This is a genomic window from Veillonella sp. AF36-20BH, assembly GCF_003602765.1.
Classification (GTDB): domain Bacteria; phylum Bacillota; class Negativicutes; order Veillonellales; family Veillonellaceae; genus Veillonella; species Veillonella hominis.
In genome coordinates this window covers 33780-50952 of record NZ_QTLR01000009.1, presented here as the reverse complement: position 1 = coordinate 50952, position 17173 = coordinate 33780, and the positions used below count along the sequence as shown (strand labels likewise).

Sequence of the window (17173 nt, the reverse complement as noted above, 5' to 3'; positions counted from 1 at the left end):
TTTACTGACCCCCAGTTTAACTGGGGGTTTAGTCATGCCTATTCGGCGTACAATATAAAAAAGCGGATAGCTCATTACGAGCTATCCGTTTATTTCTTTGGTGATCCAGGAGGGATTCGAACCCCCGACCCACGGCTTAGAAGGCCGTTGCTCTATCCAACTGAGCTACTGAACCATGTGGATTCCCTATATAATTATCTATTATAGTATAAATTATGTACTATGTATCGTCAACTACACCCTATCTTAGTATACCCTAAAAAAGGCAAAAAAAAATGGAGCGGGTGAAGGGAATCGAACCCTCGCGACCAGCTTGGAAGGCTGGGGCTCTACCATTGAGCTACACCCGCAAATAAAAAATGGTCGGAGCAGCAGGATTCGAACCTGCGACCCCCTGGTCCCAAGCCAGGTGCGCTACCAAACTGCGCTATGCCCCGTCATTAATTACTTTGCTATTATAGCAAACCCGGTAGTTGATGTCAACCACTACTCTTGCTGAGTTCTTACTCTCTCGAGTATCGCTCTGCAACGAAAATTATTATATCATTGATAGAAACTAGTGACAAGTACTTTTTTACAACTTCATTAATTTTTTTACTTATACATTAATACATTCTTTAATATATATCTATCCTTACTTCTATTATCCTATACGCCTACGCTTCCATATCATTTTAATCTATAAATTATTCGCCCTAATAGTATAAAGCCAATCATATGCTAAATCGAGCATATAAAAACATGCACCCCTTTCGAGGTGCATGTTGTATTATTCTATAGTTATATAAGATTTTAAAATGCTAGTAAAACAAATAGATTAACCTTCGTAGCTACCATCTTCTACTACTTGAGGATTTTTTGCGATACCTTGTTTTACAGCAACTTCAGCAACTGCTTTAGCAACAGCTGGAGCTACGCGAGGATCGAATACGGATGGCATTACGTTTTCTTCGTTCAATTCACTATCAGGAATCAAGTGAGCCAAAGCGTCAGCAGCAGCTAATTTCATTTCGTCAGTGATTTGAGACGCACGAACGTCGATAGCACCGCGGAATACGCCTGGGAATACTGCTACGTTGTTGATTTGGTTAGGAGCGTCGGAACGACCTGTACCAGCAACGCGGATACCAGCAGCTTTCATATCAGCATATGTAGCTTCTGGGTTAGGGTTAGCCATTGCAAATACGATTGCATCGTCAGCCAAGTTTTCCAAAATTTCTTTTGTGAAAGCACCTGCTGCAGATACACCAAGAAGAATATCGGCGCCTTTAGCATTTTCAGCCAAGTTGCCATGTTTTTCTTCAAGTTTGAGCAAATCAATCAATTCAGCTTGCAAAGAGTCAAGTCGTTTGTAGTCTTTGTGCAATACGCCAGAGGATACCAACAATGTGATATCACGAGCACCTGCAAGGTACAACAAGCGAGCAATGTTTGCACCAGCAGCACCAGCACCGTTTACAACGATTTTAGCAGTAGCTAAATCTTTTTTAACTAAACGAAGAGCACCTTTTACACCAGCTAAACATGCAATTGCAGTACCGTGTTGGTCATCATGGAATACAGGAATTTCCAATTCTTCTTTCAAACGATTTTCAACTTCATAGCATTTAGGAGAGGAAATATCTTCTAAATTAATACCAGCAAAGTTTTTTTGCAATAATTTTACTGTATTGATCAATGTATCAGCATCTTTTGTATCTACAACCAATGGAATGCAGTCTACATCACCGAATTTTTTGAACAATAAGGATTTACCTTCCATTACTGGCAATGCTGCTGCAGCGCCAATATCACCAAGACCAAGTACACGAGTACCGTCAGATACAACGGCAACCATGTTGGAACGGCAAGTTAATTCGAAGGATTCTGCTTCATTATCTTTAATACGCAAACATGGTTCTGCTACACCTGGTGTGTAAGCTACAGATAAATCATGAGCGTCTTTTAATTCATATTTAGTTCCTACAGTAAGGAAACCTTTTAATTCACGTTTTTTTTGTACAGCTAATTCACGTACGTCCATAACAATTCTCCTTTGTGGATACACTCGGACTCTTTAGAGTCGGTAATTTATACCTTTAACTAATTGTATTATACAAAATGCTAAATCATAATTCAAGTTTTTTCGATATAGTTTTTCGAAATTTTTAAAAACTACTATCATTAAGCTCCAGTAGTAATAAAGATTAAGCTCTAATAGTTATAAAGTAAATTATAAAAAAGTAGATAAACCATATAAGGCTTATCTACTTCAAATCTATCTTCGTATTATACGCTAAAAGCTGTCACAACAATGTTATAAAAGCGGTCTTTAAGCTTTCACAGATGGCAAATTACGTCCATAAAAGATTTCCATCATTTCTTGTTTTAATTGATGTTTAATTTGCTTGATTTCACGATCGCTCAACTCAGCTTCAGTGATGCCAAAGAGATAATTATCTAAATCAAATTCTTTTAACATCATCTTTGTATGGAAAATATTTTCTTGATATACATTTACATCAATCATGTTGTACATGTTGCGAGTTTTTGCACTAATGTAATTTTGAATGGAATTGATACGATGATCGATATAAATTTTCTTACCAGATACGTCACGAGTAAAACCACGCACATGATAATCCAAGGTAAGAATATCAGAGTCAAAACTTTGAATTAAATAATTCAGTGCATTTAGCGGTGAGATTTGTCCACATGTAGAAACTTCAATGTCGGCACGGAATGTACTAATCCCTTTGTGCGGATGGCTTTCAGGATAAGTATGTACAGTAAGATGTGATTTATCTAGATGCATAACTACATCTTCTTTTTCAATTTCCTCTTCAGAAATCAAAATCGTAACAGATGCACCTTGAGGATCATAATCTTGTTTCGCTACATTAAGGATGTTAGCGCCAATAATATGGCTAACTTCCGTCAAAATAGCCGTTAAACGATCCGCATTGTATACTTCATCAATGTACTGAATGTATTGTTTTTTCTCTTCTTCCGTACGAGTATAACAAATATCATAAATATTAAAACTCAATGTCTTTGTGAGATTGTTAAAACCATATAACTTCATTTTAGGCTTTGCTTTAACTGGTGTATCCATGATATGTCATAACCCTTTCCATGCATAGACTTACTATTTCTTTTGAAAGTTTCGCAAACGAAGCTTTCACCATATAACTAAACAATATCTTGTTTATACACAAACTCTACATCAAACTGTCCATTATCGTAGGTAACGATGGCAAAGGTACCACCGGAGCGATCACGAGCCAAAGAAATACTGCCAGGATTTACAAATACCGCATCACGGGCACGAACCTCACCATGATGATGGCTATGACCGGACACGATGAGTCGTGCACCCATGTCAGTTCCTAACTCAATCAGTTTTTGTATTCGATTGTAATATGATACCTCATGACCATGAGTCATGTAAATATAAGTATCTTCGAGCGGAATCAATTGCTCTCGTGGTTCAAGTGGTTGCACACGATCGTTATTGCCACGCACCGCATAAACAGGAATATCCGTATGTCCCTGCATATAGCGTGCATCATCACCAAAATCACCAGCATGAAGCCACATATCGATGTCTTGATCAGCGGTAGCAGCCAAGACGAGGTCGATATCCTCTAGATACCCATGAGTGTCACTTAAAATGCCAATTCGTTTCATTGTATTTAATCTCTAATGCCACTATATTATATATTTATATGAACTATACCATATAGTTCGAAAATATCAAAGCTTGTTAATTAATTCACGTAGTGCACGGCCACGATGACTAATCGTTTCCTTCTCTTCTATACTTAGCTCTGCCATAGTCTTTTTAAACTGAGGCACATAGAAGTACGGATCATAGCCAAAGCCATTCTCCCCTTTTGGCTCATCTTGAACAAGTCCATCACAATAGCCTTCCGCAGTAACTTCTCGGCCATCAGGATATACAAGCGCTAAAGCACATACATAATGACCTGTACGGTTACTTTTCCCTTGTAGTTCACGAATTAACATCTCGTTGTTTGCATTGTCATCACCATGACGACCTGCATAACGCGCAGAATATACACCTGGTGCACCATTGAGGACATCAACCGTAATGCCAGAGTCATCAGCAAGACATGGGCGATTCGTAGCCTTTGCATAGTAGCGAGCCTTCAACAAAGCATTTTCCATAAAGGTTGTACCAGTTTCCTCAGGCTCCTCAATGGAAATCACAGCTTTTACAGGAACACAATCGATAGATAAATGGGAGAAAGCCTCGGAGAACTCACGAATTTTTCCTTTATTGCCTGTAACAAGTACAATTTGTTCCATCTTACACCTCCGGAACTGTAGGATACGCTTTACCTACTTTATCTGCTGTCGCACCAAGTACTTCACGTTGTTTAGCCATGAGTTCATCTGTAGCAGTTTCTGCTAGATCAAGTAAAACATTGAGTTCATCACGGTTAAAGGTACCGTGTTCGCCTGTACCTTGTACTTCAACCATATTGCCAGAACCTGTACGAACTACATTCATATCTACGATGGCAGCACTATCCTCTTCGTAACAAAGGTCCGTAATAGGACCTTCTAGACCAATACCTACAGAGATGGCTGCACAAAAATCAGTAATTGGGAATTTTCCTGCTCCACCAAAGGTGAAGTCCACCGCATCAACGAGGGCTACAAAAGCACCCGTAATAGATGCTGTACGCGTACCGCCATCCGCTTGGATAACGTCGCAGTCGATAGTAATAGAGCGTTCGCCTAAAGCTTCAAGGTCTACGACAGCGCGCAAAGCACGGCCGATAAGACGTTGAATCTCTACGGTACGACCAGTTTGTTTCCCCTTTGAGGCCTCACGACTCACGCGAGTTTGCGTAGAACGTGGCAATAAGGAATATTCCGCAGTTACCCAGCCTTGTCCAGAACCTTTTAGCCAGCGCGGCACAGAATCCTCAACAGTGGCCGTACAGATAACCTTGGTCTTACCGCACTCAATGAGTACAGAACCTTCTGCATACTCTGTAAAATTCCGTGTTATTTTAATAGGTCGCAATTGACCCGCTGTTCTATTATCGCTGCGCATAGGAACCTCACCATTCTAAAACTAAATATTAGAACGCCCCTTATACAAAGGGGCGTTATTTCTTATATTATATCATATTTTTTCTATTTTTCAGTATTACAAATCATATTATAATTTACGATTCTAACATGATGACTCGCATTATTATTTATGGAAATTAACATTATAGTTCATATTGGCCATTGCCGAGTGGATCTACCACAACGTAACGGCTTGCTCCCCCTTCTACTTTGGCTCGTTTTGCTTCTACAATAGCATCTTGACGCGTCCCTTCATCTGCTTGCCAAGGGATGAACATAGCATATACACTTTGCGACCCATATGGTCCGTATTGTCCTCGAGAGAGCACGCTATGCCAGCCTACCTTGTCTTCGTACATACCCACCTTTTCAAGGCGCTCCTCTTGTACGCCTGTTTCATCGTAGTACACGTTATAATGATTAGACCAAACATCCCCTGCACCTACGCGCTCGTCTTCGACCATCTTATGACGGTTAGCCCATTGTATTTTCCACTTAACGATTAAATCATCTATGTAACTAGTTACATTTTGACTCTGTTTGTATTTAACAGGATCAAAGGCAGGTTCTACGACTTTGCTGTAATCAAGGCCTGCCATGGATAAAATGATACCCGTATTTACATATGGCAACGCTTCTTGTACGGAATAGCCTCCTTCAAGTACAGCTATATCTGCTTGTAACAAATCGACTAATTCTGCATAACCCTTCGCAGTTACCTGCATATTAGCCAACGGATCACTAAAGTGATTATCTTGTCCTGCCGAGTTAATGACGATATCTGGATTAAACTCTTCAAGAATAGGCAATACAAGCTCACGCATGACCTTCATCAAACCTTCGTCACCGGTACCAGGAGGTAGTGGAATATCTATATTACTACCGATAGCCTGAGGTCCACCAAATTCATCCATAAAGCCTGTTCCTGGATAGAGGGTTCGTCCATCTTGGTGAAAGCTAATATACAATGTATCTGGATCGTGGTAAAACACATCTTGAGTACCATCACCATGGTGTACATCGGTATCTACTACGGCAATGCGTTTGATTCCATAGGTTTGGCGCATGTGTTGAATCATAACGGCTTCAATATTAATCGTACAGAAGCCACGAATACCATGAACCATAGCCATTGCATGGTGACCTGGTGGTCTTACTAACGCAAAAGCACGGTCTACTTCACCGCGCATGACTGCATCAGCTGCCGCAATAGCACCTCCAGCAGATACCCGATGAGCTTCAGTCACCCAAGACTCTAAATCTGGAGCACCAACGTGAACCCGCTCTATTGTATTCCAATCCGCTACTATTGGATTATATTCTCTAATATTCGGTATATCTAACAGACCTTCCTCTACGATTTGATCACGCGTATAAAGTAAACGCTCTTGTCGTTCAGGATGTGTTTCAGAAATTTTCCAGTCAAACGCGGGGAAGAATACTAGACCTAAACTGTGATTATATTCAGCTTTATCAATAGTAGAATTCACGTCGTCATTCAGTTTCGTATTCATATTCTTTTCTATAAGGCCATGACGCTCACGATAGGATAGACCTTTATTCCACATAGTGTTTCACCCCCGCCGCTAGTTGTACTTTCACAGTAATTAAACGCTCCATAGATTGCCAGCCCTCTACTACAGGGAAATCCTCAATACTAATAACCTCTATCTCTTGCGCTGTATCTAAACCTAAACGTAAAGCCTCTTCACTAAGAACCTCTTTAGCTCGTTCTACAACTTGTTCCGCTCGTTTTAAAGTACAATTTTGCTGTTTAATGCCTAATTCTGGAATGACAAGTAAACGACGTTTTGTATCTACATGGACAGTGAGTTCGATGGTAGATAGGGCTAGCGCAGCACCAATAGCATTCGCTACGGCTGCATTTTCTGGAATCGTAATAGGTAAATCCATATATTCTCCAATGCTCGCTCCGAGACTTGGCGCCGTGCCTCCTACTACAACAATATGTTCAGGCACAAATATATCAGGATTTACAATATCTGCCACCACATAAATAGGGCGTTTGTTCTCAACCGTTATGACCTCATCTACGCCACGTTGAATCGTTTCCAACGCATTTTGTAGGATTAGTTTTGCTACATCAGAGGCGGTCTTAATAAGAGTTAGTTGATTATTTGAGGTATTTATATTATTAGATTGCAACGCAGCCTGTATAGCATCCGCTAAATCTTGTAAAGCTCGTGATGCTAGATTAAAGTCGCCATAGTTCGCGTGACCGAGCACGATAAGTGCATCCCCCAAGGTAGGTTCTATACCACCTAGAGCCACTGATGGTCCCACTCGTTCAGGACCTACGGTAAGATTACCATTTTTAAGGCGAATTACAGATTCCCCACCAATACCGACAGAAGTAACGGCAAAGGATCGCACTGCACTTGGATACTCACGGATAGATACACCATTTTTTGTCATCAATGGTTTACCATGCTTCCAAAGGGATATATCCGTTGTAGTACCCCCAATATCTAGAGCCACTGTATGCTTATTACCTATAACGCCGAGAGCCGATAGTCCAAGAACTGTTGCAGCAGGGCCTGTAAAGGCAGTCTCTACTGGACGACTCACCATATGCTCCATAGGTAGAGAACCACCATCGGCCTTTAAAATGTGAAGTGGAGCCACTATATTTCGAGCACGGAGAGCGTCTTCGACATTTTCCTTAAATACCGTAAATACGGGTGTCACAGCGCTATTAAAATAAGCGCTAATAGTACGCCGTGGAAAGTTTAAAGAGCCACTTAATAAACTGCCATTAGAAATTGTATGATATGTGTTTTTCAATTCCTCTGTAATAGATAATTCTTCCTGAGGATTCCGTACACCAAATTTAGCTGATACAGCAGCCAAATCAGTACCACTACGTGCTTGAACCATGTTGGCTATACCACGTACAGCATCAGCAGGGGTATGCTCTACAACGATACCTCTATGATCTGTATAACCTTGAAGGTATATAGGTTTCACAGGGAATATATCATCTACATTACGGCCTGGACCTGTAACCACATAGAGATCTACTACTTGCTCCTTCTCTTCTACGATGGTATTCGTCACCACGGTAGTAGATAAGGTTACTTGTTCAATATTTGATGTATCATAACCCTCCAAAACCGCATCTAAGGCCTCACCTATACCATTCATTAGATTATCCTTTGTAGTCCGCCTCTTGGCAGTTGCCACTACACGATGGCCATCAATGATAACAGCATCGGTAAAAGTACCACCTACGTCTAACCCTAGTAACATATAACCTCCTTATTAGTATTAATAAAGAATCTATACAAACTCAAAACAGAGTAAAGAAAACTCAATTTAAGCTAGCATATAATCTCTATTTGAACTAATATGCAATTCCTATTCAACCCTGCGTATAGTTCGTATTCAATCTCATTATATATAAAAAAGCTGTACCCATCTCTATGTGATGAGTACAGCCTTCTGTTATTTACCAGATACAGATGCGTAATTTTTGATGATAACAATCGGAGTCATTTGGCTATCATTACCAAATGGATTATCAATCAACAATTGTGCAATTTTCTTAGCGTCAATGCCACGACTTGTACCTAAAATAGCGGACCGTTTCAAATCATTAACATCAGCTACAACGGCACCATAACAACCAGTGCGAGATACAATTTTCTCAGCCACTTTATCAGGATCCTTTGGACCAAATACAATGTGCTTATCAAATGGAGGCATAGTCCCCGTTACATCATCTGTTAAGGATGCAGCCCGAGCAATTGCATAGAATACCCCTGGTTTACGGAAAATTTTAGCAATAGCGCCTAAAATAAAAGCACCTAATACCTTCCATTTACCATCCAAATTCATAGCCGATTGCATACCATAAATAGATGCCATGGAACCATCTGGATGGATAAAACGATTAATTAAACGAGCTTGCCAGCACACATTTAGCTCTTCAGGACGTGTAAAACGACCTTGCGTAATAGCTACTACAGATTCAGCAACGCATACGATATCTTCAGGTCCAATATTATGACCGCCAAATTCAACGATAGCATCAACGATGTCATCATTATCTGTAAGAATACGTGTTGGCACACATACTAACTCTAATTCTGCCATTGTTATGCCTCCTTATTGAACCATTGCTGCTTGAACTTCTTCAGCAGTCAAACGAATACGCTGTTTATCGATATGATAGTCTGTCCGACCTACGATTTGGTAGTAAATATCGATGTCCATATAAGGGAATCCCTTAATATCTTCTCGAATATTGCCAGTTTTACCTGTTAATGTAACATATACACGAATTGTGCCACCTTTGCGTGGTTTGATAATTATAGCTTCAAAGTATCCATCTTGACGTGGACGATTAATATCCATAGCCCAAGCATTTACCTTAATAGCATCAAAATGTTCTTCTGGTAATAATGGACGTGGAAATAAGTCCATTATTGTGCCTAATTGGCGCCCTTTATTTACAAATGGTATATCACAGAACAACGTAATGGACTCAAAATTACGATCAGATACTTGAAAGTTCGTTGCTCGTTTCGCTAATAAGACAATATTTTCATTACCTTGTTTCAATACAAACAAACGGAATAATAAGTACAGAGCTGCAACAGCCACAATAATAGCTATTACTGCACTGAGGATGTTATAAAACCACATAGGGTATCTCCTTTATAATGTAATATGTTCAATGGTACGACGGCTTGTATCAAGGAAGGATGCACTCAATGTATCACCAAGTTCGACATCCTTTGTAAAATACAATGTCACGGTGCCTACAGTATCTTGAGGATTGAAAAGATTTTTACGCTCAAGTCTGTGACGAACCAATTCACTTGTTTCAAAAGCAGGATCAATGAACTGAATGCGACATGATGTTAGTTCCTCTAGTAAAGGTTGTACAAATGGGAAATGAGTACAGCCCAAAACGACTACCTCAATTTCTCGAGATAATAAAGGTTCTAAATAATCCTTGCATACTTCACGAACAAAGTAATCATCTAAATGACCTTGTTCAATAAGCCCCGCCAACTCTGGACAAGGTTGTTCCCAAACCAAAACCTCATGATCAACTTCTAAAGCCACATGCTTATGAATATGACTATTTACAGTGGCTACGGTTGCCATAATACCGATAGTCTTGCTTTTACTTTTATTAATGGCTGTTTTCACACCTTGTGATACACCAATAACTGGCACAGATACAAGTTCACGGACCGCATCAAGAGCCACAACGGTGAAGGTGTTACAGGCAATCACCATCAACTTAACAGGCTGCTTTTCTAGCGTCTCCGCAATACGACACGCCAAATAAGTGATTTCATCATCACTGCGATTACCTACAGGATTATTCGCATTATCACCGATATAGATGAAATCTTCGTTAGGAAATTGTTCTTGTAACACCTTTAACACAGATAATCCGCCTACACCAGAGTCAAATACACCGATAGGCAATTGTTGTACATTACTCATGCGGCATCTCCTCAACAGCTGCTAACATAGGCAGATAAAAAGTATCGTCTAATCGCACAATTTTTCCTGTTAATTTTGACATAAAGGCGTTCTTAGTTTCCCCCGTAGCAAGTAACGCTCCATCACTAGCACGGCGCATGCGATAGCGAAACACCATTTGAGCCCTTGTCATCTTAACCAAATACGTTTCGATGTGAAGTTCATCATCGAAATTCGCAGGTTCTTTATAATTGCAAGATACATTCATGATAGGAAATACAATATCCTCATTCATCATATCCCACAAAGTGACACCGATCTTACGAAGGAATTCAATGCGCGCCATTTCAAACCATCTAAAATGATTACTATGGTGAGCAATCCCCATCATATCAGTTTCATAAAATCGTACATTTACTGAAGCAATATGCATAAATTCTGTCCTTTTTAAATAGTATACAATTTTTATTCTATATCTATTACTTTAGTGTGTCAAATAAATAAAGGCAGTTCAATCACTGTGGATCAAACTGCCTAAAATGGTAAAAGTTAGCGACTGCTACCAAATGGAAAGAATTTTTTTGCCTCTTCTTGATGACTCGTTTTGATATAACGATTCGCAATCTTAAAGGCTAATCCGAGTACTGCCACATCATCTACCCAACCTAATACAGCAATCGCATCCGGCACAATATCAATAGGTAATACCAAATACCCTAAGGCACCTGCAATGACCGCTTTTACATATTTGGGAGTATCCTTGTCACGAAAACAAAGGAACAAGGTTACTGCTTGTTGTACAAAGGCAAGTTTCTTACCATATCGACCAAGAAACCCTAAAAATCTTGATTCGCTAAAATACTTACCATATTTAATAATATTAAATGGATTCATAGTAATAATAATCCTTCAGCGTTTATTTACGCAAACCGCCAATTTTTTCTTTCGCTGTATTAACAGTGTTTGTAGCAACATCTTTTGCTGTCTCTACGGCATCAGAAGCTTTAGTTTTTGCAGTTTCTACTGCTACTTGTGCAGAAGCTTTTGCCACTTCTACACCACCTTTTGCGAATTCTTTGGCTACTTCAATACCTTCTTTAGCAGAATCAATTTTTTCTTTCGCTGCATCAGAAACCTTTGCTACAACCTCTGCTGCGTTATCATGGATTTGGTATTTTGTTTCATTATTCCATTTATTGATGGCAGGTGTTACTTTTTCATCGTAAACTTGCTTTAAAGATTCTTTAGCAAGACCTGTTTCGTTAGCAATCCCAGCCCATACGTCACGTTGACCTTGAGTGAAAGGAATGCTAGCACTTGCATCACGAACGATTTCAGAAGCAATAGCTTTGCCATTTTCAAGGAATTCAGCAACCATCGGTTTGTAACGTTCGATATCAGAAGGCATGCCATCTTGAATCCAAATATGTGCAATTTTACCAATAGCATAAGTTAAACCGATAGCTACAGGAACGCGAACAGCTTTAATTGGAATTAAAAGGGATACTGCAGCTGTACCTACAGCTGTGCTAAGACCACCTACTAAACCAACTACAGCACCTGCTTGCAATTCTACATCATAAAGATGAGCAATGCGAGTTACCATGTACGTAGCATTGGCGCACAAAGCGACACTGCTGAATTTAGAGGATAATGCCAATGCTGCCGCACGACCTGCCCCCCAGAAGATAAATTGTTCAACTTGATAGTCACGATCTTGAGATCCATCCGTAAGGGGCTCAAGTGTTACGCCATTATATTCTGCCATAAGTATTCTCCTTTGTTGTGAACCAACTATAGGTCTTATTATTAGTATTATTATACCATTCTATTGATAGAAGTGAAATGAATTTTTCTAATTATCCATATATAATAGCTTCTAATATTTTCTATATTACCAACTTGTGAGTCCTCCATCGATTGTCCAGGCTGCACCTGTCACAAAAGACGCCTTATTACTCAACAAAAATACAATTACTTCTCCAATTTCATGAGGCTTAGCAATACGACCTAATGGGTAATGTTGGCCCATTTCAGCCTTAGCAGCCGCCGCATCTTGGTGGGCATTAGCAATCTGTTTATCTACTAATGATGTATCTACATCACCAGGACACACACAGTTTACACGAACACTGTGAGGTGCCATTTCAAGAGATAGAGATTTTGTAAAGCTCACTACAGCTCCCTTTGACGCACCATATACAGAACACGCTACATTACCTTGTAAACCTGCATCACTAGCGATTGTTACAATACTGCCCTTTGAGGCTCGTAAATAGGGAAGCGCCGCTTGACATAAGAATACAGTACCTTTTACATTGGTCCCAAACATTTCATCAAAAGCTGCTTCTGTAACATCAGCTAGTAACTCTTCTTCATAATAGCCTGCAGCTGTTACAAGAGCAGACACCCCACCAAATAAATCTACTGTTTCTTTTACAATTCGCTGACAGTCCTCAATTTTAGATACATCACCTTGAATATATTGTACCTTAGAGGAATAACGACGTAGCTTAGTTTTAGCCTTTTGACCAACTTTTTCATTTCGACCATTGATGACTACACACCAACCTTCTTTAAGTAAAAGCTTTGCCGTAGCAAATCCAATACCCGATGTACCACCACTAATCAAGGCCACTTGAACATCACTTTTATGAGGCATACCTTGCCCTCCTATAATGTTGAAATATAGTCATAGACTAATTTCAACAACATAACTGTCGTTACCGACAAGAATACAACTCGCACCAAAGATGAGCCCTTCGCAATTGCCAAATGCGAGCCTAAATAAGCACCTATAATTTGACCTGCCCCGGTGGCAAGACCATACTTAATATTGACGTGTCCTAAATATAAAAATACCAATAAAGACGCCAAATTACTAGTAAAATTCAATATTTTTGCATTAGCAGATGCATGTAAAAAATCAAAGCCTGTAAAGATAAAGCCCATAATCAGAAATGTACCTGTACCAGGACCAATAAAGCCGTCATATATACCAATGCCAAGAGCAAAAGCCATACAAATATATAGCGCTTTTCCTGTTACCTGAGATGTACGATTGATTTCACCCCAGTCTTTTTTGAACACCACAAAGAGTGTTACACAAACAAGTAATATGATAATAATAGGCTTTACATATAGCGGTGGTAAAGAAACAACCGCCAAGGTACCAAGCATAGAACCCACAAAGGTAAAAGGCAGTAATTTGCGAACTAGGGAAAAATCAACCATGTGATTTCTCAAAAATGTAATCGATGCACTGCCAGCACCAAAAATACTAGATAATTTATTACTGCCTAGAGCCACACTAGGTGGAAGATTTGTTAATAACATGGCAGGTACAGAAATGAGGCCTCCCCCGCCTACAATGGAGTCTACAAAGCCAGCAAACGCACCAGCTACGGCAAGTAAAACGAGTATAAGGATATCAAATGGTAAACCTGTTACCGCAATGAGCCACTCCATAATAAACCTCCTACAGATAGCACATCAACGGTCGCCAAAGGCCACCGTTGTCATGCTAATTTATTTTATTTTGCACCTAGACGATCGAGGGCCAATGTATAACCATCCGCACCATATACTAAACAGCGCTTTACACGACTAATCGTAGCAGTACTCGCACCTGTTTCTTCTACGATTTTCTCATAGCTATCCCCTGCGCGAAGCATTTTTGCTACTTGTAAGCGTTGAGATAATGCTTTTAATTCGTTAATCGTACAGATATCTTCAAAAAATGCATAGCATTCCTCTGTATTTTCAAGCGTTAAAATGGCGGTGAACAATTCGTCATTTTGTTGACTTCTCAATTTTTCATTGATACTCATAGGATCCTCCTACTTCTTATTCATCGCTTTAGACCAAGCATCACCAATCATTTGTACAACTTGTACCAATACAATCAAGATGATGATTGTAGCGATCATAATATCTGCTTGGAAACGTTGGTAACCATATCGGATAGCAATATCCCCAAGGCCACCACCACCAATAGCACCAGCCATCGCAGAGTACCCGATGAGGTTAACGATAAGCACCGTCACATTGTCAATAATTGTTGGCAATGCTTCTGGTAATAATACTTTCCAAATGATTTTTAATGGGCTTGCCCCCATGGATTGAGCCGCCTCGATAACACCAAAATTAATATCCTTAATAGACGTTTCTACAAGGCGCGCCAAGAATGGAATCGCCGCAATTGTCAATGGTACACATGCTGCAGTTGTACCGATGGATGTACCTACCACCATGCGAGTAAATGGAATGATGGCAACCATCAAGATGATAAAAGGTACGGAACGAGTGGCATTCACAATTGCACCTAACACTTTATTTAGTGCTACATTTTCCAAGATATGACCTTTAGAAGTAACAACCAAAACAACACCAAGAGGAATACCTAATAACATTGCCATTACCGTAGAAATTATCGTCATTTGCAATGTATCAAGGGTACCAGTTATGAGTAGATTAATGATTTGCTCTGACATAACCGATCACCTCGCTTTCAATTGGTAACGTTTTGATGTAGTCCAAACCTTCTTGTGCATTTTCTGGGTCACCATTCAAGATAACGATGAGGCGACCAACGCTCGTATTTTGGATGTAATCAATGCCGCCAAAAAGGATGCTTACATCTAAATTAAAGCGTCTTACGAGACCTGCTACTACAGGCTCATCTGTTGCTTGTCCTGTAAATTTGAGGCGAACTAATGGCGCGGTTCCTGCAATCCATTGATCATGCAACTCTAGATGTTCCAATGCTTCTGGAGGTAAGTTTTCACTCACTACAGAGCTAATAAACTCTTTTGTCGTATTTTCGCGAGGATGTGTGAATACTTCAACCGTGCTACCTTCTTCGAGTATTACACCGCCTTCAATAACTGCCACGCGATCACAGATTTCACGGATAACGTGCATCTCATGTGTAATGAGCACAATAGTGAGCCCCATCTTCTCGTTAATATTTTTCAACAATTTCAAAATAGAATCTGTTGTTTGAGGATCAAGGGCAGATGTAGCTTCGTCACAAAGGAGAACCTTTGGATTAGACGCTAAAGCACGAGCAATACCAACACGTTGTTTTTGACCACCAGACAATTGAGATGGATAGTTGTTCATCCGGTCTGTAAGGCCTACAATATCAAGAATTGGCTCAATGCGTTCCTTAATTTCGGCCTTGCTCATACCTTGCAATTCCAACGGGAATGCTACATTGTCATACACTGTACGAGAGGACAAGAGATTAAAATGTTGGAAAATCATACCAATATCTTTGCGCGCTTTACGCAAAGCTGATTTGCTAAGTGTTGTTAAATCTGTACCATTTACGATAACAGAGCCTGATGTAGGTGCTTCGAGCATGTTGATGCACCGAATCAATGTGGATTTACCGGCACCGGATTGACCGATAATGCCAAAGATTTCGCCTTCTTTCACATTTAGGCTAATATCTTTCAACGCTTCCACACGAGTAGCGCCTTCATAGACTTTACTAATGTGTTCTAATTGTATCAAAATAATTTCCTTTCTTAAGGTAAATGTTTAACATTTGATGAAAGCAGCTTATCTATCAAGGTAATCCTTCTTCCATCAATTTTTCTAGAGCTTCGCGTAGACGAAGTGTAATAGCACCTGGTTTACCACCAGATACTGGATTTCTGTCTAGCTTAGTAATTGGAATGACACCACCAATTGTATCGGTAAAGAATAGTTCGTCCGCTTCATCTACAAAGGTGCGGTCAAATTCTTTCTCAATAATGGTAATACCTAAAGATGGTGCTACACGGGTTAAGATCATTTGGCGCGTAATACCTTTTAAGATATGATTATCCGCTGGATGCGTGTACAAGATACCATCTTTAACAGCAAACACATTAGATGTGGCACCTTCTGTACAAATACCATCACGGAACAAAATTGCTGTATAGGCAAATTTCTTTTCTGCTTTTGTTTGCGCCAAGATATTCGGGATCAAGTTTGTAGTCTTAATATCTACATGATCCCAACGTTCATCAGGCAAAGCTATCGCTTTTACACCTTCACCCAATTTATTGACTTCATCTAAATCCAAGGTACGGATAGACATAAGCATTTGTGGTTCTAATTTGGAGCGATCATAAGCATGATGACGTGGTGCTATACCACGAGAGATTTGTAAATAAATATAGCCCTCTTTGATTTCACTTTGCTCGATCAAAATTTCGTGCAATTCTGTCAAATCATCAGGGGTCATTTTTACAGGGATATCCATTTCACGCATAGAGCGATACAAGCGATCTTGGTGGTAAGACAAAGCGAAACAACGGCCTTTTACGACACGAACAACTTCATATACAGAGTCACCAAATAAATAGCCACGGTCATCAATGCTGATAACTTTAGCACCTGGTTCGACGAATTCACCGTTAAAATATGTTAATTCTTGCATAGGAGCACCTCTTTTTCTATTCCGTTACTCTATCAAGTGGTAATCATCATGGACTTATTATAACACAATTACTTTCAAATTTTCACACTTTACTTTGTGAAAGATATTAATTAGATATACAAAAATCCGCTAGGATACCATAGTTAAAAACTATATCCTAGCGGATGTATTGCATATATTACTTTAATA

General features: G+C 39.7%; 19 protein-coding genes and 3 tRNA genes. All 22 read right to left on the bottom strand.

Annotation, left to right across the window (positions count from 1 at the left end; all coding sequences use genetic code 11):
- Positions 1-98: 98 nt before the first annotated feature.
- Positions 99-175: transfer RNA gene (locus tag DW000_RS09125), tRNA-Arg, on the bottom strand.
- A 101-nt stretch (positions 176-276) separates the two neighbouring features.
- A tRNA-Gly gene (locus DW000_RS09120) sits at positions 277-350 on the bottom strand.
- A 10-nt stretch (positions 351-360) separates the two neighbouring features.
- Positions 361-437: transfer RNA gene (locus DW000_RS09115), tRNA-Pro, on the bottom strand.
- 380 nt (positions 438-817) lie between these two features.
- On the bottom strand, positions 818-2023 hold the full coding sequence (locus DW000_RS09110; protein WP_120056133.1) for an NADP-dependent malic enzyme: 1206 nt from the start codon (positions 2021-2023) through the stop codon (positions 818-820).
- Positions 2024-2311: 288 nt separating this feature from the next.
- On the bottom strand, positions 2312-3094 hold the full coding sequence (gene speD, locus DW000_RS09105) for an adenosylmethionine decarboxylase (RefSeq protein ID WP_004698372.1): 783 nt from the start codon (positions 3092-3094) through the stop codon (positions 2312-2314).
- Positions 3095-3171: 77 nt separating this feature from the next.
- The gene (locus tag DW000_RS09100; protein ID WP_120056131.1) at positions 3172-3669 is read right to left on the bottom strand and encodes a YfcE family phosphodiesterase; all 498 of its coding nucleotides are present in this window, start codon (positions 3667-3669) and stop codon (positions 3172-3174) included.
- Positions 3670-3735: 66 nt separating this feature from the next.
- Entirely contained in the window at positions 3736-4311 is a 576-nt protein-coding gene (locus DW000_RS09095; protein WP_120056129.1) for an XTP/dITP diphosphatase, read from the bottom strand.
- A 1-nt stretch (position 4312) separates the two neighbouring features.
- Positions 4313-5068, bottom strand: a complete 756-nt coding sequence (gene rph, locus DW000_RS09090) for a ribonuclease PH (RefSeq protein ID WP_120056127.1) — start codon at positions 5066-5068, stop codon at positions 4313-4315.
- 163 nt (positions 5069-5231) lie between these two features.
- Positions 5232-6656 carry a histone deacetylase gene (locus DW000_RS09085; RefSeq protein ID WP_120056126.1) on the bottom strand — a complete coding sequence of 475 codons (1425 nt, stop codon included), beginning with the start codon at positions 6654-6656 and terminating at the stop codon, positions 5232-5234.
- Positions 6646-8358: a hydantoinase/oxoprolinase family protein gene (locus tag DW000_RS09080; RefSeq protein WP_120056124.1), complete on the bottom strand. Its 1713-nt coding sequence runs from the start codon at positions 8356-8358 to the stop codon at positions 6646-6648. The genes DW000_RS09085 and DW000_RS09080 overlap by 11 nt, the downstream gene beginning before the upstream one ends.
- A 195-nt stretch (positions 8359-8553) precedes the next feature.
- Positions 8554-9204: a coenzyme F420-0:L-glutamate ligase gene (locus tag DW000_RS09075; RefSeq protein ID WP_004693597.1), complete on the bottom strand. Its 651-nt coding sequence runs from the start codon at positions 9202-9204 to the stop codon at positions 8554-8556.
- Between the two features lie 12 nt (positions 9205-9216).
- On the bottom strand, positions 9217-9756 hold the full coding sequence (locus DW000_RS09070; RefSeq protein ID WP_004698324.1) for a hypothetical protein: 540 nt from the start codon (positions 9754-9756) through the stop codon (positions 9217-9219).
- 12 nt (positions 9757-9768) lie between these two features.
- Entirely contained in the window at positions 9769-10572 is an 804-nt protein-coding gene (murI, locus tag DW000_RS09065) for a glutamate racemase (RefSeq protein ID WP_120056122.1), read from the bottom strand.
- A complete protein-coding gene (locus DW000_RS09060; RefSeq protein ID WP_004693602.1) occupies positions 10565-10984 on the bottom strand; it encodes a thioesterase family protein in 420 nt (139 codons plus the stop codon). The genes murI and DW000_RS09060 overlap by 8 nt, the downstream gene beginning before the upstream one ends.
- A gap of 116 nt (positions 10985-11100) precedes the next feature.
- A complete protein-coding gene (locus DW000_RS09055; RefSeq protein WP_004693603.1) occupies positions 11101-11445 on the bottom strand; it encodes a YkvA family protein in 345 nt (114 codons plus the stop codon).
- 22 nt (positions 11446-11467) lie between these two features.
- On the bottom strand, positions 11468-12319 hold the full coding sequence (locus tag DW000_RS09050) for a hypothetical protein (protein WP_004698348.1): 852 nt from the start codon (positions 12317-12319) through the stop codon (positions 11468-11470).
- A gap of 126 nt (positions 12320-12445) precedes the next feature.
- Entirely contained in the window at positions 12446-13213 is a 768-nt protein-coding gene (locus tag DW000_RS09045; protein WP_004693607.1) for an SDR family oxidoreductase, read from the bottom strand.
- Between the two features lie 11 nt (positions 13214-13224).
- The gene (locus DW000_RS09040; protein WP_060919525.1) at positions 13225-14019 is read right to left on the bottom strand and encodes a TSUP family transporter; all 795 of its coding nucleotides are present in this window, start codon (positions 14017-14019) and stop codon (positions 13225-13227) included.
- A gap of 65 nt (positions 14020-14084) precedes the next feature.
- On the bottom strand, positions 14085-14381 hold the full coding sequence (locus DW000_RS09035) for a YerC/YecD family TrpR-related protein (protein WP_004693609.1): 297 nt from the start codon (positions 14379-14381) through the stop codon (positions 14085-14087).
- A gap of 9 nt (positions 14382-14390) precedes the next feature.
- Positions 14391-15044: a methionine ABC transporter permease gene (locus DW000_RS09030; RefSeq protein WP_004698355.1), complete on the bottom strand. Its 654-nt coding sequence runs from the start codon at positions 15042-15044 to the stop codon at positions 14391-14393.
- The gene (locus DW000_RS09025) at positions 15025-16071 is read right to left on the bottom strand and encodes a methionine ABC transporter ATP-binding protein (protein WP_004698350.1); all 1047 of its coding nucleotides are present in this window, start codon (positions 16069-16071) and stop codon (positions 15025-15027) included. Before DW000_RS09025 ends, DW000_RS09030 begins: the two co-directional genes overlap by 20 nt.
- A gap of 55 nt (positions 16072-16126) precedes the next feature.
- Positions 16127-16984: an aminotransferase class IV gene (locus DW000_RS09020; protein ID WP_120056120.1), complete on the bottom strand. Its 858-nt coding sequence runs from the start codon at positions 16982-16984 to the stop codon at positions 16127-16129.
- Between the last annotated feature and the right edge of the window lie 189 nt (positions 16985-17173).

What these genes read in the sequence shown, in the direction of transcription:
- DW000_RS09110 (WP_120056133.1), bottom strand. Translation starts at nt 2,023, where the DNA reads ATGGACGTACGTGAATTAGCTGTACAAAAAAAACGTGAATTAAAAGGT.
- speD (WP_004698372.1), bottom strand. Translation starts at nt 3,094, where the DNA reads ATGGATACACCAGTTAAAGCAAAGCCTAAAATGAAGTTATATGGTTTT.
- DW000_RS09100 (WP_120056131.1), bottom strand. Translation starts at nt 3,669, where the DNA reads ATGAAACGAATTGGCATTTTAAGTGACACTCATGGGTATCTAGAGGAT.
- DW000_RS09095 (WP_120056129.1), bottom strand. Translation starts at nt 4,311, where the DNA reads ATGGAACAAATTGTACTTGTTACAGGCAATAAAGGAAAAATTCGTGAG.
- rph (WP_120056127.1), bottom strand. Translation starts at nt 5,068, where the DNA reads ATGCGCAGCGATAATAGAACAGCGGGTCAATTGCGACCTATTAAAATA.
- DW000_RS09085 (WP_120056126.1), bottom strand. Translation starts at nt 6,656, where the DNA reads ATGTGGAATAAAGGTCTATCCTATCGTGAGCGTCATGGCCTTATAGAA.
- DW000_RS09080 (WP_120056124.1), bottom strand. Translation starts at nt 8,358, where the DNA reads ATGTTACTAGGGTTAGACGTAGGTGGTACTTTTACCGATGCTGTTATC.
- DW000_RS09075 (WP_004693597.1), bottom strand. Translation starts at nt 9,204, where the DNA reads ATGGCAGAATTAGAGTTAGTATGTGTGCCAACACGTATTCTTACAGAT.
- DW000_RS09070 (WP_004698324.1), bottom strand. Translation starts at nt 9,756, where the DNA reads ATGTGGTTTTATAACATCCTCAGTGCAGTAATAGCTATTATTGTGGCT.
- murI (WP_120056122.1), bottom strand. Translation starts at nt 10,572, where the DNA reads ATGAGTAATGTACAACAATTGCCTATCGGTGTATTTGACTCTGGTGTA.
- DW000_RS09060 (WP_004693602.1), bottom strand. Translation starts at nt 10,984, where the DNA reads ATGCATATTGCTTCAGTAAATGTACGATTTTATGAAACTGATATGATG.
- DW000_RS09055 (WP_004693603.1), bottom strand. Translation starts at nt 11,445, where the DNA reads ATGAATCCATTTAATATTATTAAATATGGTAAGTATTTTAGCGAATCA.
- DW000_RS09050 (WP_004698348.1), bottom strand. Translation starts at nt 12,319, where the DNA reads ATGGCAGAATATAATGGCGTAACACTTGAGCCCCTTACGGATGGATCT.
- DW000_RS09045 (WP_004693607.1), bottom strand. Translation starts at nt 13,213, where the DNA reads ATGCCTCATAAAAGTGATGTTCAAGTGGCCTTGATTAGTGGTGGTACA.
- DW000_RS09040 (WP_060919525.1), bottom strand. Translation starts at nt 14,019, where the DNA reads ATGGAGTGGCTCATTGCGGTAACAGGTTTACCATTTGATATCCTTATA.
- DW000_RS09035 (WP_004693609.1), bottom strand. Translation starts at nt 14,381, where the DNA reads ATGAGTATCAATGAAAAATTGAGAAGTCAACAAAATGACGAATTGTTC.
- DW000_RS09030 (WP_004698355.1), bottom strand. Translation starts at nt 15,044, where the DNA reads ATGTCAGAGCAAATCATTAATCTACTCATAACTGGTACCCTTGATACA.
- DW000_RS09020 (WP_120056120.1), bottom strand. Translation starts at nt 16,984, where the DNA reads ATGCAAGAATTAACATATTTTAACGGTGAATTCGTCGAACCAGGTGCT.